This is a genomic window from Kitasatospora setae KM-6054 (genome assembly GCF_000269985.1).
Taxonomy (GTDB): domain Bacteria; phylum Actinomycetota; class Actinomycetes; order Streptomycetales; family Streptomycetaceae; genus Kitasatospora; species Kitasatospora setae.
The window spans coordinates 6607487-6621150 of sequence record NC_016109.1 but is presented as its reverse complement, the minus strand read 5'-3'; the positions used below and the strand labels follow the sequence as shown (position 1 = coordinate 6621150).

Genomic DNA, 13664 nt, shown 5'->3' with positions numbered 1-13664 from the left:
CGGCGCCCGGCGTCAGGCGCCGAGCGTCGCTCCGCCGTCGACGGTGAGCACGTGCAGGGTGATGTGCGAGGCGCGGTCGGACAGCAGGAACACGACGGCCTCGGCGACGTCCACGGGGGCGGCCAGCTTCCCGAGCGGGATGCCGAGCTTGTACGAGGCCGGGTTGCCCGCGATGGTCCGCTCGCGACCGTGCTCGTCCTCCCACATCGAGGCGAGCATCGCGGTGTCGGTCGAGCCGGGCGCCACCACGTTGCAGCGGATGTTGTACTTGGCGACCTCCAGCCCGAGGCTGCGGGTGAGCATCGTCGCCGCCGCCTTCGACGCCCCGTACGCGGCCATCTCGGTGCGCGGGGTGCCGGCCGCGTTGGACGCCACCGTGACGATGGCGCCCCGGCTGCGCGGGACCATCCGGTTGACCACCGCGCGGGAGAGCCGGAAGACGCCGCTGACGTTCACCTCGAAGGTGCTGTTCCAGTCCTCGTCGCTGAACTTCCTGACCTCGCCGAGGCGCAGCACCCCGGCGGTGTTGACCAGGTAGTCGATCGGGCCGAGGGTCCGCTCGACCTCGGCGACGACCGCCTCGACGTCCTCGGTGCTGGTGACGTCCGCGCGGAACGCCTCGACCCGCAGCCCGTCGGCGGCCATCCGCGCGACGCTCTCGGCGAGCCGTTCGGCGTCGCGGTCGACGGCGGCGACGATCGCGCCCTCCTCGCCGAGGCGGCGGGCGACGGCGGCGCCGATGCCCCCCGCCGCGCCGGTGACCAGGGCGACCTTGTACTCCATTCTCGGACCTCCTGATGTTCCGTCCCGCCGCGGTGGGGTGCCGCGGCGGGTCCTCAGCCCTGCCAGGCCCGGACCACGGCGAGGGCCTGGTCCGGGTTGAGGCGGGGGTCGCAGAAGCTGGTGTAGTGCTCCCCGACCCGGTCGAGATCGTCCGGGCGGGACGCGCACTCGGTGACGGCGTCCGGCGTGGTCTCCAGGTGGAGGCCGCCGGCCACCCCGCCCGCCAGGGCCACCGCGGCCTGGAAGTCCTGGACCTCCTGGACGACGGTGTCCAGCAGCCGGGTCTTCAGGCCGGACGCGGTGGAGACGGTGTTGCCGTGCATCGGGTCGGTCAGCCAGACCACCGGGTGCCCGGCCTTGCGGACCGCCTCGACCAGGACCGGCAGCCGGCCCGCCGCGTGCTGCGCGCCCATCCGGGCGATCAGCGTCAGCCGGCCCGGCTCGCGCCACGGGTCGAGCCGCTCGCACAGGTCGAGCAGCTCGTCGGGGGCCATCGCCGGGCCGACCTTGCAGGCGACCGGGTTGACCACCCCGGCCAGCAGGCCGACGTGGGCGCCGTCCACCTGGCGGGTGCGCTCGCCGATCCACGGGAAGTGCGTCGAGGCGAGCAGCGTGCGGCCCTCCCCGTCCTGCCGGAGCATCGGCAGCTCGTAGTCGAGCAGCAGCGCCTCGTGGCTGGTCCACACCGTCGGGGTGAGGTCGGCGCCCCAGGTGGGGCCGCCCCAGCCGAGCCGGCGGACCGTCTCGGCGGCGGCGTCGTAGCCGGCCAGCAGGCGCAGCGGGTCGGGGCGGCGGCTGTCCGGGTCGGGGGCCGGGTCGTTGACCATGTGGCCGCGGTAGACCGGCAGTTCGACGCCGTCGACCAGTTCGGTGGCGCTGGAGCGGGGCTTGCCGAACTGTCCGGCGATCCGGCCGATCCGCAGCACCGGGCGGCGGGTGGTCAGCCGGAGCGCGCCGGCCAGCAGGTCCAGCAGCGCGGCCCGGCCGGCCACCCGGTCGGCGGTGCGGTCGGCCGGGTCCTCCGCGCAGTCACCGGTCTGGATGACGTGCGCCCGGCCGGCCGCGACCTCGGCGAGGTGCGCCCGGAGCCGGCGGACGTCGCCCGGGGCGACCAGGGCGGGGCGGGTGGCGAGTTCGTCTCTGACGTAGGGCAGTGCGGGCGAATCGGCCCAGTCCGGCTGCTGGAGCGCGGTCTCGGTGCCGACGGCGAGTAGGACGTTGTTCACGGGCTCTCCCCGGTACACAGAAGCGGACCCTTGGATCCTGTGGCCCCGGCCGACCGCTCTCCACGCTCCCCCGCCCACTGCGTCAGGTGCCGGGCCCGTCCATCAGGTACCGACCGCCCGGGTCAGGGCCGGTCAGGGCCGCTCCGGGTGCAGGTCGAGGGTGAAGTGGAAGGCGGCGACCGCCATCCGGCGGGCGTGGTAGAAGCGGTGCGCGCCGTGGTTCTGCACGCCGGAGTCGAGTTCGATCCGGACGCAGCCGGCCGCCCGGCCGCGCTCGGCCAGCGCGGCCAGCAGCCGGGCGCCGACGCCGGTGGAGCGGGCGGCGGGCGAGGTGACCAGGTCGTCCACGAAGAGCACCCGGCCCCGGCTGGTGGCCAGCACCCGGTGCGCGGCCACGCCCAGGCAGCGGCCGGCCGGGTCGAGGGCGGCGGTGAAGACCAGGCCCTGCCCGGCGGCCTCGGCGGCGAACCGGGCGAAGCCGTCGGCGTCCAGGGCCGGGCGCAGCACCCGGATCAGCGGTTCGACGTGCGCGGTCAGCAGTTCGCCGGGGACGGGCACGTCGGTCAGGGTGAGTTCCATGGGCCCGGGATCCTAGGAGCCGGCGGGCCCGGCGGGCAGCGGCCGGGCGGGGGTCCGTCAGACCCGGGGGGCGGCGCCGGGGCACCTGACAGACACCCGGCAGCGCGGTCCCGGCGGCCCCGGCGGCCCGCCCAGAATCCGGCTCATGCTTGCCGCCTACATAGATGAGCTGGGCTCCCCGGACGCCATCCGGCACGGCGAACTCCCCGACCCCGTACCGGGGCCGAACGAGGTGCTGGTCGCCGTCGAGGTGGTCTCCGTCAACCACGTGGACACCTTCGTGCGCTCCGGAGCCTGGCGCACCCCCCTGGAGTTCCCCTTCGTCATCGGCCGGGACCTGGTCGGCACCGTGCTCGGCACCGGCCCGGCCGCCGCGCACCGCTTCCGCCCCGGCGACCGCGTGTGGTGCAACAGCCTGGGCCACGACGGCCGGCAGGGCGCCGCCGCCGAACGCGCGGTGGTGCCGGTCGACCGGCTCTACCGGCTGCCCGACGGCGTCGACCCGGTCGACGCGGTGGCGCTGGCCCACCCGGCCGTCACCGCCTACCTGGCGCTGTTCGAGCAGGCCCGGCTGCGGGCCGGCGAGAGCGTGCTGGTGCTCGGCGCGGCGGGCAACGTGGGCAGCGCCGCGGTGGTGATGGCCGCGCACGCCGGCGCCCGGGTGCTGGCCACCGCCTCGGCCCGGGACGCCGGGTACGTCCGGAGCCTGGGCGCCGCCGAGGTGCTGGACTACCGCGACCCCGACCTGGTCGGGAGGATCCGCGCGCTGTGCCCGGACGGGGTGGACGTGCACGTCGACACCTCGGGCCGCAACGACCTGGACACCGGCGTCGACCTGCTGGCGAGCCGGGGCCGGCTGGTGCTGCTGGCCGGGCTGCGGACCAGGCCGGTGCTGCCGGTCGGACCGCTCTACCTGAAGGACCGCTCGATCCTCGGCTTCGCCATCTCGCACGCCGACGGCGCCCAGCTGGCCGCCGCCGCCGCGCACGTCAACCACCTCACCGCGGCCGGCCTGCTGCGCCCGCGCGCCACCGAGGTGCTGCCGCTGGCGCGGGCCGCCGAGGCGCACCGGCGGCTGGACGACGGCGCGGTCAGCGGGAAGCTCGTGCTGCGCGCCGCCGGGAATTGACCCGCGCGCATTTCCCGGAAGCCCTTCCGGCCTCCCCTTCCCGGAACTCCTTCCGGAAACTCCGGGGAATCCGCCGCGACAAACCTGACGGACCCCCGGCACCGAAATTGCCACTCCCCCGCCGAATGGACAGGATTTCCACCATGACGAATTCCACCATCGAGAACCCGGCCGTCGAGATCCCCGCCGTCGAGACCCCGGCCGCCGGCGCCTCGGTCATCGACACCTCGCCGCTCTTCGAGCTCCGGGCGCAGATCGCGGTCGCGGCCGCCCCGCTGGACGTCTACGCGGTCGTCAGCGACCTGCCGCGCAGCGCCGAGTGGAGCCCGGAGTGCATGGGCGGCGAGTGGATCTCCGGCGAGCCGTCCGCCGTCGGCTCGATCTTCCGCGGCGAGAACCTGCGCGCCGAGGACGTGGTCGGCTGGGCCCCGCTGATCCGCGGCACCTGGTACACCGAGGCCCGGATCACCGCGGCCGAGCCGGGCCGCACCTTCCGCTGGATGATGCTCACCCACGCCCGCGAGGACCAGGAGTCGATCTGGGGCTTCGACGTCGAGCCGGCCGGCGCGGGCTCGGTGCTGACGCACCACTTCCGGATGGGCAAGGCCACCGCCGGCATCCACAAGATCGTGGCCGACCTGGACGAGGACCAGCGCGCGCAGTTCATCACGGACTGGACGGCCAAGCTGGAGCAGGACCTGGCCGACACCCTCTCCCGGATCCGGGACGTCATCGAGGGGAACTGACCCCGGCCGGGAAATCCCGTCGAGAACCCCTCGCCGAGCATTTCCGTACGGAATTCCCGAACCGCCCGCACGAGAGAGTGAGAATATGTTTCTCCAGCGCATCCGCAACAAGGGCATCCGCCTGGGCACGCTGTTCGACCGGGCGGCCGCCCGCCACCCCGCGAACTTCGTGGTCCTCGACCACGACCTGGACATCGCCCCGCAGCTGGGCCGGCGCGCGACGCTGACCGAGATCGCCGACCTGGTCGACGACTTCGCCTCCCGGCTGTGGTCGGTGAAGGTCCGGGTCGGCGACCACGTGGTGGTGCACAAGGGCGACGGCTTCGACATCACGCTGCTGGCCTGCGCGATCGCCCGGATCGGCGCGATCCCGGTGCTGCTGTCGCCGAAGCTGGACGGCGCGACCGTCGCCGAGCTGCTGCGCCGGGTCAACCGGCCGTACCTGATCACCGACCAGGAGAAGCTGGAGCACCACCTGCCGGCCGAGGTGTTCGACCTGTCGGCCGAGGTGCTGCTGGCGAGCGGCGGCTTCGACGGCGCGGTGGAGCTGGCCGCGCTGGCCGGCGCGCCGCGGGTCGCCCCGGTGCCGGTGCCGCCGAGCCACCCGACGCTGATCACCCACACCTCGGGCACCACCGGCACCCCGAAGCTGGCGGTGCACACCGGCCACACCTTCGAGTCCCGCTACCGCCCGCAGGCCACCGTCTTCTCGGTCGTCCCCAAGCGCGAGCCGGTCGCCGTGCACGTGTCCTTCGTGCACTCGCGGATGTTCACCGCGATGCCGATCTCGATCCTCCAGGGCCACCCGCTGATCGTGCTGCGGGACGACGAGCCGGAGACCGTCGGCGAGATCTTCGCCCAGGTCCCGCCCGGGTTCATCGAGGCCCACCCGAACACCTTCCTGCGCTGGGAGGTGCTGGCCGACGACCCGCGCGCCCCGCTGGCCAACGTCAAGTACTTCAGCTCGACCTTCGACGCGATCCACCCGCGGACCGTGAACATCCTGCTGAACGCGACCCGCCGCAAGCACGCGCTGTTCGCCCAGGCGTACGGCCAGAGCGAGGTCGGCCCGATCGCCGCCCGCACCTACACCCGGCAGGGCGGCGCGGACTTCGACGGCCGCTGCGTCGGCTCGCCGTTCCCCGGCATGACCGGCGTGCGGGTGGTCAGCCGGGACGGCAACCCGGTCTCCAAGCAGAACCCCGGCTTCATCGAGGTCCGCACCGACGGCCGGATCGTCACCTACCTGGGCGAGCACCCGCGCTGGGAGAAGCAGGTCAACGACGGCTGGTGGCGGATGGGCGACCTCGGCTACCGGACCAAGCTGGGCTGCCTGCACCTGCTGGACCGCGAGGTGGACGAGATCCCCGGCATCGAGTCGACCCTGGAGGTCGAGGACAAGCTGCTGACCCGGATCCGCTCGCTGATCGAGGTCGTCATCATCCCCGGCCCGGACGGCGTCCCGGTGCCCGTCGTGTGCACCCGCGACGACGTGCCGCTGGACGCCGCCGAGTGGAAGCGCGCCGTGGTCGGCCTGCCCCCGCTGGCCGAGCCGGTGCAGTGGCGGCTGGAGGACGTCCCGCAGACCGCCACCACCAAGATCAAGCGCCTCGAACTGGCCCGCCGGGTCGCGGCCGGCGCCGCCTCCGCCACCCACCCGGACGCCGACGCCCCCGCCGGCACCGCCGCGACCGTCACCACCGCCAGCGTCACCACCGCCGCCTGACCCCATCCGTCGCACGTCCCCGAAGGGAGCACCGCCGTGAGCAACCCCAACGCCGAGATCTGCGTGGTCGGAGCGGGCCCGCGCGGCCTGTCCGTGGTCGAACGCCTGGTCGCCAACGAGCGCCACCGGCCCGCCCACGACTCGGTCACCATCCACGTCGTGGACCCGAGCGCCCCGGGCTCCGGCGAGGTGTGGCGCTCGGAGCAGTCCCGGCACCTGCTGATGAACACCGTCGCCTGCCAGATCACCGTCCACACCGACGAGAGCTGCCGGATCGACGGCCCGATCGAGCCCGGCCCGACGCTGTACGAGTGGGCGAAGTCGCTGGCCGCGCTGGGCTCCTTCGGCGACTACGACGAGCCGACGCTGGCCGAGGCCGAGCGGCTCGGGCCGGACACCTACCCGACCCGGGCGTTCTACGGCCGCTACCTGCGGGACGCCTTCCAGCGGGTGATCGTCAACGCGCCCAAGCACGTCACCGTGCACGTGCACCGCTCCCGGGCGGTCGCCATCGCCGACACCCTGGGCATCCCCGGCGGCCCGCAGGGCGTCCGGCTGGAGGACGGCACCCGGCTCAACTGCCTGGACGCGATCGTCCTCGCCCAGGGCCACGTGCCGGCCCGGCTGACCCCGCGCGAGGCCCGCACCGCCTCGCTGGCCCGGATCCACCACCTCGCCTACCTGACCCCCGGCAACCCGGCCAACGCCGACCTGAGCGGGATCAAGCCCGGCAGCTCGGTGCTGCTGCGCGGCCTCGGCCTGAACTTCTTCGACTACATGTCGCTGTTCAGCCACGGCCGCGGCGGCACCTTCGTCCGCCGCGAGGACGGCACCCTGGCCTACCGCCCGTCCGGCCAGGAGCCGAAGCTGTACGCCTTCTCCCGGCGCGGCGTCCCCTACCACGCCCGCGGCGACAACGAGAAGGGCGCGCACGGCCGCTACTACCCGAAGCTGCTCACCCCGGCGTACGTCGCCGGGCTGCGCGAGCGCGCCGCGAACGGGCAGCCGGTCAACTTCGGCGCCGACCTGTGGCCGCTGATCTCCCGCGAGGTGGAGAACTACTACTACGGCGCGCTGCTGGAGGCGCTGGGCCGCGGCGACGAGCGCGAGGAGTTCAGCGCGCACTACCTGGCGGCGGCCGAGGGCCCCGAGCTGGACACCCTGCTCGCCGTGTACGGCTTCACCGCCGAGCAGCTGTGGAGCTGGCCGCGGCTCTCCAAGCCGTACGGCGACCGGAAGTTCGCCGACCGCGCGGAGTTCCAGGGCTGGCTGCTGGAGTACCTGGCGGCGGACGTCGCGGCGGCCCGGCTGGGCAACGTCAGCGGGCCGGTGAAGGCCGCCCTGGACGTGCTGCGCGACCTGCGCAACGAGATCCGGCTCGCCGTCGACCACGGCGGCCTGGACGGCGACTCGCACCGCGACGACCTGGAGGGCTGGTACACCCCGCTCAACGGCTTCCTGTCGATCGGCCCGCCGGCCTCCCGGATCGAGGAGATGACCGCGCTGATCGAGGCGGGCATCCTCACCCTCACCGGCCCCGGCACCGAGGTGCGGATCGACCCGGCGGCCCGCTGCTACGTCGCCGAGTCCGCCGCCGTGCCCGGCACCCCGGTCCGCGCGGACGTGCTGATCGAGGCCCGGCTGCCCGAGCCCGACCTGCGCCGCACCTCCGACCCGCTGCTCCAGCACCTGCTGGACACCGACCAGGCGCAGCCCTACTCGATCCCCAGCGCCAGCGGCGGCGGCTACCAGACCGGCGGCCTCGCCGTCACCGAGCGCCCCTACCGGCTGATCGACGGCCGCGGCAACGCCCACCCCCGGCGCTTCGCCTACGGCGTGCCGACCGAGTCCGTGCACTGGGTCACCGCGGCCGGCATCCGCCCGGGCGTCGACTCGGTCACCCTGGGCGACTCGGACGCCATCGCCCGCGCCGTCCTCGCCCTGCCCGCGCCCTCGGGCGTGCCGTCGGGCGTCGCCGAGCTCACCGAGGCCAACCCCTCGCAGGGCGTGATCGTGTGACGGAGGGCGCCACCACGGCCCGGGCGCTCGCCGCCCGGGCCCGCCCCCGCCCGTAGCCCTTCACTCCCCCTGCTCCCCCTCTTGTTCTGTCACTCCCCCTCTTGCTCACTCCCCCTCACGGAACCGCCCGGCCCACACCCCCAGGAGGCACAGCGATGACGACGGCAGCGCCCGGCAGAAGGCGGTGGATCGAGGACTGGGACCCGGAGGACGAGGCGGCCTGGCACCGGGGCAACCGGCGGGTCGCCCACCGGAACCTGGTGCTCTCGGTGGTCTCCGAACACCTCGGCTTCTCGGTCTGGAGCATGTGGTCGGTCCTGGTCCTGTTCATGTCCCCGAGGATCGGGCTCGGCTTCAGCCCCGGCCAGAAGTTCCTGCTGGTGGTGACCCCGACCCTGGTCGGGGCCCTGCTCCGGCTGCCCTACAGCTGGGCGGTCACCCGGTTCGGCGGCCGCAACTGGACGGTGTTCGCCTCCGCCGTGCTGCTCGTCCCGGCCGGCCTGGCGGCCTGGTTCGTCCGCCAACCCGGCACCCCGCTCTGGGTGTTCCTGCTGATCAGCGCACTGGCCGGGGTCGGCGGCGGCAACTTCGCCTCCTCGATGACCAACATCACCGCGTTCTTCCCGCAGCGCCGGCAGGGCTGGGCGCTCGGCCTGAACGCGGGCGGCGGCAACCTCGGCGTCGCCGCCGTGCAACTGCTCGGCCTGCTGGTGATCGCCACCGCCGGCGACACCCACCCCGCCTACGTGGTCGCCGCCTACCTGCCGCTGATCGCCGTCGTCTCCCTGCTGTGCGCGCTGCGGATGGACAACCTCGCGGTGGTCCGGGCCCGGCCCGGCGCGCTGCGCGAGGCCGCCCGGCACCGGCACACCTGGTGGATCTCGCTGCTGTACGTCGGCACCTTCGGCTCGTTCATCGGCTACGGCTTCGCCTTCGGCCTGGTCCTGCAGAGCCAGTTCGGCTCCACCCCGCTGCAAGCCGCCTCGTACACCTTCCTCGGCCCGCTGATCGGCTCCTTCGCCCGCCCGCTGGGCGGCCGGCTGGCCGACCGCTTCGGCGGCCCCCGGGTCACCCTGGCCGCCTTCGGCGCGCTGGCCGCCGGCACCGGCGTGCTGCTGCTCGCCTCCGCCCGGAACTCCTTCGGCCTGTTCATCGGCGGCTTCACCGCGCTGTTCGTGCTCAGCGGCCTCGGCAACGGCTCGACGTACAAGATGATCCCGTGGATCTTCGCCCGCGGTGCCGGACGGCAGGTCCTCGCCGGGCACGACGCCACCGAGGCGTTCGCCGCCGCCCGCCGGCTCTCCGGCGCGGCCATCGCGATCGCCGGCGCGGTCGGCGCGCTCGGCGGCGTCGCCGTCAACCTGGCCTTCCGCGCCGCCTACACCGGGCACGGCCCGGGGCACGGCGACGGCACCCCCGCCTACCTGTGCTTCCTCGCCTTCTACGCGCTGTGCGCCTGGGTCACCCGGGCCGTCTACCTGCGGGCCGAACGCGCCGAGCGCACCGAGCGCACCGAGCAGGCCGCCGCCCCGGCCGTCCGGACCGCCCCCGCGGAGCCCAGCCGTGTCTGACCCGGCCGCGCCCGCACGGGACCGCTCCGCCGGACCGTCCTCGGTCGCCACCCACTGCCCGTACTGCGCGCTCCAGTGCGGCACCCGGCTCGACCGCGGCGACGCCACGACGGACGCCACGACGGACACCACGACGAACGCCGCCGCCCCCGTGACCACGACCGCCGCCGTGACCGTGACCGCCGCCGTGACCGTCCGGCCCGACCCCGGCTTCCCGGTGAACCGGGGCGGCCTGTGCCAGAAGGGCTGGACCGCCCCCGCCCTGCTGGACACCGCCGACCGGCTGCGCACCCCGCTGCTGCGCGGCGCCGACGGCGAGCTGCGCCCCGTCGACTGGGACACCGCGCTGGACGCGGTCGCCGCCGCGCTGCTGCGGCTGCGCGCCGCGCACGGGCCCGACGCGGTCGCGGTGTTCGGCGGCGGCGGGCTGACCAACGAGAAGGCGTACCTGCTCGGCAAGTTCGCCCGGGTCACGCTCGGCACCAGCCAGATCGACTACAACGGCCGGTTCTGCATGTCCTCCGCCGCCGCGGCCGGCAACGCCGCCTTCGGCCTGGACCGCGGCCTGCCCTTCCCGGTCACCGACCTCGGCGCGGCCGACACCGTGCTGCTGGCCGGCGCCAACCCCGCCGAGACCATGCCCCCGCTGATGCGGCACCTCGACCGGGCCGACCTGATCGTCATCGACCCGCGCCGCACCCGCACCGCCGAACTCGCCGCCCTGCACCTGCAACCCGAACCCGGCACCGACCTGGCCCTCGCCCTCGGCCTGCTGCACCTCACCGTCGCCGGGGGCCACGCCGACAAGGAGTACCTGGCCGCCCGCACCAGCGGCTTCGACGACGCCTGGCGGCACGCCGCCGCCTGGTGGCCCGAACGGGTCGAACAGGTCACCGGCGTGCCGGTCGCCGCCCAGCGCGAGGCCGTCGCCCTGCTCGCCCGGGCCAGCCGCGCGTACGTGCTGACCGGGCGCGGCGCCGAACAGCACAGCAAGGGCACCGACACCGCCGCCGCGTTCGTCAACCTCGCGCTCGCCCTCGGCCTGCCCGGCCGGGAGGGCAGCGGCTACGGCTGCCTGACCGGGCAGGGCAACGGCCAGGGCGGCCGCGAACACGGCCAGAAGGCCGACCAGCTGCCCGGCTACCGGCAGATCACCGACCCGGCCGCCCGCGCCCACGTCGCCGCCGTCTGGGGCGTCGACCCCGACGCGCTGCCCGGCCCCGGCCGCAGCGCCTACGAGCTGCTGGACGCGCTGGGCACCGACGGCGGGCCGCGCGCCCTGCTGGTCTTCGGCGCCAACCCGGTGGTCTCCGCCCCCAACGCCGGACACGTCACCCGCCGGCTCGGCGCCCTCGACCTGCTGGTGGTCGCCGACTTCGTGCCCTCCGAGACCGCCCGGATCGCCGACGTCGTGCTGCCCGTCGCCCAGTGGGCCGAGGAGGACGGCACCCTCACCAACCTGGAGGGCCGGATCCTGCGCCGGCGCCGGCTGCTCGACCCGCCACCCGGCGTCCGCGACGACCTGTGGGTGCTGCGCGCCCTCGCCGCACGCCTCGGCGACGACCCCGCACGCTACCCCGTCGACGCCGAACGGGCCTTCGACGAACTGCGCCGCGCCTCCCGCGGCGGCCCCGCCGACTACTCCGGCGTCAGCTACCGGCGGCTGGACGCGGGCGAGGCCCTGCACTGGCCCTGCCCCGAGACCCCCGGCCGCCGACCCGCGCACCCCGGCACGCCCCGGCTGTTCCTGGACCGCTTCGCCCACCCCGACGGCCGGGCCAGGTTCGCCGCCGTCGAGCACCGCCCGCCCGCCGAACGCCCCGACGAGCGGTGGCCGCTGTACGCCACCACCGGCCGGGTACTGGCCCAGTACCAGTCCGGCGCGCAGACCCGCCGGGTCGCCGAACTGAACGCCGCCGCGCCCGAGGCGCACGTCGAGATCCACCCCGACACCGCCCGCCGGGCCGGCCTCGAGGACGGCGACCTCGCCCGGATCACCTCCGCCCGCGGCTCCACCCGGGCCCGCGTCCGCCTCGACCCCGCACTGCGCACCGACACCGTCTTCCTGCCGTTCCACTTCCCGGGCACCGGCCGGGCCAACCTGCTCACCGGAGACGCCCTCGACCCGCGCAGCCGGATGCCCGAATTCAAGGTCTCCGCCGTGCGCGTCGACCGCTGGGAGGAACCCGCCCCATGACCGGCAGACCACCGTCCCGCCGCGCACCCCGCCCGCCGTCCCGCCGCCGGGCCCGCCCGCGCCGCCGCGCCTACGACTCGCTCGCCGCCCGCCGCCGCGCCGCCGGCCTCCCCGCCGGGCACCGCCGCGCCGCCGTTCCCCCCGCCCCGCACCGCCGCGCCCCCCTTCCCCCCGCCCCGCACCGCCGCACGCCCGAGTCCGCGGTCTCCGCCGTGCGCGACGACCGCCGGGAGGAGCACACCCCATGACCGGCACCGGCATCCTCGTCGTCGGCAACGGCCCCGTCGCCCACCGCTTCGTCGAACGGCTGCGCCACCACGGCCGGACCGACCGGGTCACCGTCCTGGACGCGGCCGACTCCCCCGCCTGCCACCGGCCGCTGCTCACCTCGGTGCTGGACGGGTCACTGCCCGCCACCGCCGTCACCCTCGCCCCGCCGCCCGGCGACACCCTGCTCGCCGCCGGCACCCGCGCCGTCCGGATCGACCGCGCCCGCCGCCTGGTGCACACCGAGCACGGCGACGCCCACCGCTACGACCGGCTGGTCCTGGCCACCGGCGCGACCCCGCACGTCCCCGACCTGCCCGGCCTGCGCGGCCCCGACGGCCGCCCCGCCCCCGGCGTCTCGACGCTGCGCACCCTGGCCGACGCGGTCCGGCCGCGCGGCGAGCGGGTCACCGTGCTCGGCGGCGGCGTGCTCGGCGTCGAGGCCGCGCTGGCGCTGCGCCGGGCCGGGCACCTGGTCACCCTGGTGCACCGGCACGCCTGGCCGCTGAACCGCCGCCTCGACCGGGCCGCCGGCGAACTGCTGGCCGCCCGACTCGCCGCCGCCGGAGTCGAGTTGCGGCTCTCCACGACCGCCACCGGCTACTCCCCCGGCCGGCTCGCGCTCACCCGCCCGGACGGCGGCCGCGGCGCCGTCGAGGGCGACGCGCTGCTGCTGTGCACCGGCGCCGAGCCCGCCACCGCGCTGGCCCGGGCCGCCGGACTGCCGGTGCGCGCGGGCGTGCTGGTCGACGCGGACACCCGCACCGGCGACCCCCGGGTGCACGCGATCGGCGACTGCGCCGAACACCCGGACGAACCCCCGGGCACGCTGCGCTCCGGCTGGGCCCAGGCCGAGACCGCGGCCCGGCTGCTCGCCACCGGCACCGCCCGGCACCGGCCGTCCCGCCCGGTGCTGCGCCCGCGCACCCCGGGCCTGGACCTCGCCGTCCTGGGCGAACCCGAACCCGCCACTCCCCCGGACGAGACGATCCAGCTCACCGACGCCGCCCGCGGCCGCTACGCCCGGCTGCACCTGACCGGCGGCCGGCTCACCGGCGCCGTCCTGCTCGGCTGGGAACGCGCCATCGCCGACCTCGTCCAGCTCCACCAGCGCGACCTGCCCGTCCCGCGCGACCGCCTCGCCCTGCTGCTCGGCCGGCCCACCCGGCCCGCCACCGGACCGGTCGAACTCCCGGACCACGCCGTGGTCTGCCACTGCAACAACGTCACCGCCGGCACCCTCGCCCACGCCTGGCACGCCGGCGCCCGCAGCACCCCCGAACTCGCCGCCGCCACCCGCGCCACCACCGGCTGCGGCGGCTGCGCCCGCGGCGTGGAAGCGCTCCGCGCCGTCCTCGCGGCCCGCGCCGACACCACCGCGCCGACTCGGCAGCCCGCCGGCAGCGGGCGCTGACCGGCCG

General features: G+C 75.7%; 11 protein-coding genes. 8 read left to right on the top strand and 3 right to left on the bottom strand.

Features of this window, described 5'->3' with window-relative positions:
• Positions 1-12: 12 nt before the first annotated feature.
• The 3 genes from KSE_RS29235 to KSE_RS29225 form a co-directional block, all read right to left on the bottom strand.
• Positions 13-783 (bottom strand): 2,3-dihydro-2,3-dihydroxybenzoate dehydrogenase, encoded by a 771-nt coding sequence (locus KSE_RS29235; RefSeq protein ID WP_014138973.1) that lies wholly within the window; start codon positions 781-783, stop codon positions 13-15.
• Positions 784-836: 53 nt separating this feature from the next.
• The gene (locus KSE_RS29230) at positions 837-2009 is read right to left on the bottom strand and encodes a 3-deoxy-7-phosphoheptulonate synthase (RefSeq protein ID WP_014138972.1); all 1173 of its coding nucleotides are present in this window, start codon (positions 2007-2009) and stop codon (positions 837-839) included.
• A 132-nt stretch (positions 2010-2141) separates the two neighbouring features.
• On the bottom strand, positions 2142-2588 hold the full coding sequence (locus KSE_RS29225) for a GNAT family N-acetyltransferase (RefSeq protein WP_014138971.1): 447 nt from the start codon (positions 2586-2588) through the stop codon (positions 2142-2144).
• A 145-nt stretch (positions 2589-2733) separates the two neighbouring features.
• Here KSE_RS29225 and KSE_RS29220 point away from each other — a divergent pair, with 145 nt between their 5' ends.
• The 8 genes from KSE_RS29220 (at position 2734) to KSE_RS29185 (ending at position 13657) form a co-directional block, all read left to right on the top strand.
• Positions 2734-3717: an NADPH:quinone reductase gene (locus KSE_RS29220; protein ID WP_014138970.1), complete on the top strand. Its 984-nt coding sequence runs from the start codon at positions 2734-2736 to the stop codon at positions 3715-3717.
• A 143-nt stretch (positions 3718-3860) separates the two neighbouring features.
• The gene (locus tag KSE_RS29215) at positions 3861-4463 is read left to right on the top strand and encodes an SRPBCC family protein (RefSeq protein ID WP_014138969.1); all 603 of its coding nucleotides are present in this window, start codon (positions 3861-3863) and stop codon (positions 4461-4463) included.
• 85 nt (positions 4464-4548) lie between these two features.
• Positions 4549-6189, top strand: a complete 1641-nt coding sequence (locus tag KSE_RS29210) for a class I adenylate-forming enzyme family protein (RefSeq protein ID WP_014138968.1) — start codon at positions 4549-4551, stop codon at positions 6187-6189.
• A gap of 36 nt (positions 6190-6225) precedes the next feature.
• Positions 6226-8208: an FAD/NAD(P)-binding protein gene (locus tag KSE_RS29205; protein ID WP_014138967.1), complete on the top strand. Its 1983-nt coding sequence runs from the start codon at positions 6226-6228 to the stop codon at positions 8206-8208.
• Between the two features lie 155 nt (positions 8209-8363).
• Positions 8364-9779 carry a nitrate/nitrite transporter gene (locus KSE_RS29200; protein WP_014138966.1) on the top strand — a complete coding sequence of 472 codons (1416 nt, stop codon included), beginning with the start codon at positions 8364-8366 and terminating at the stop codon, positions 9777-9779.
• Entirely contained in the window at positions 9772-11976 is a 2205-nt protein-coding gene (locus KSE_RS29195) for a molybdopterin oxidoreductase family protein (protein ID WP_014138965.1), read from the top strand. The genes KSE_RS29200 and KSE_RS29195 overlap by 8 nt, the downstream gene beginning before the upstream one ends.
• A complete protein-coding gene (locus KSE_RS29190) occupies positions 11973-12224 on the top strand; it encodes a hypothetical protein (protein WP_033258227.1) in 252 nt (83 codons plus the stop codon). The genes KSE_RS29195 and KSE_RS29190 overlap by 4 nt, the downstream gene beginning before the upstream one ends.
• On the top strand, positions 12221-13657 hold the full coding sequence (locus KSE_RS29185; protein WP_014138964.1) for an FAD-dependent oxidoreductase: 1437 nt from the start codon (positions 12221-12223) through the stop codon (positions 13655-13657). Before KSE_RS29190 ends, KSE_RS29185 begins: the two co-directional genes overlap by 4 nt.
• Positions 13658-13664: the final 7 nt, after the last annotated feature.

Bases quoted from the DNA above. Each gene is read 5' to 3' on its own strand.
- KSE_RS29235 (WP_014138973.1), bottom strand. From the start codon at position 783: ATGGAGTACAAGGTCGCCCTGGTCACCGGCGCGGCGGGGGGCATCGGC.
- KSE_RS29225 (WP_014138971.1), bottom strand. From the start codon at position 2,588: ATGGAACTCACCCTGACCGACGTGCCCGTCCCCGGCGAACTGCTGACC.
- KSE_RS29220 (WP_014138970.1), top strand. From the start codon at position 2,734: ATGCTTGCCGCCTACATAGATGAGCTGGGCTCCCCGGACGCCATCCGG.
- KSE_RS29215 (WP_014138969.1), top strand. From the start codon at position 3,861: ATGACGAATTCCACCATCGAGAACCCGGCCGTCGAGATCCCCGCCGTC.
- KSE_RS29210 (WP_014138968.1), top strand. From the start codon at position 4,549: ATGTTTCTCCAGCGCATCCGCAACAAGGGCATCCGCCTGGGCACGCTG.
- KSE_RS29200 (WP_014138966.1), top strand. From the start codon at position 8,364: ATGACGACGGCAGCGCCCGGCAGAAGGCGGTGGATCGAGGACTGGGAC.
- KSE_RS29190 (WP_033258227.1), top strand. From the start codon at position 11,973: ATGACCGGCAGACCACCGTCCCGCCGCGCACCCCGCCCGCCGTCCCGC.
- KSE_RS29185 (WP_014138964.1), top strand. From the start codon at position 12,221: ATGACCGGCACCGGCATCCTCGTCGTCGGCAACGGCCCCGTCGCCCAC.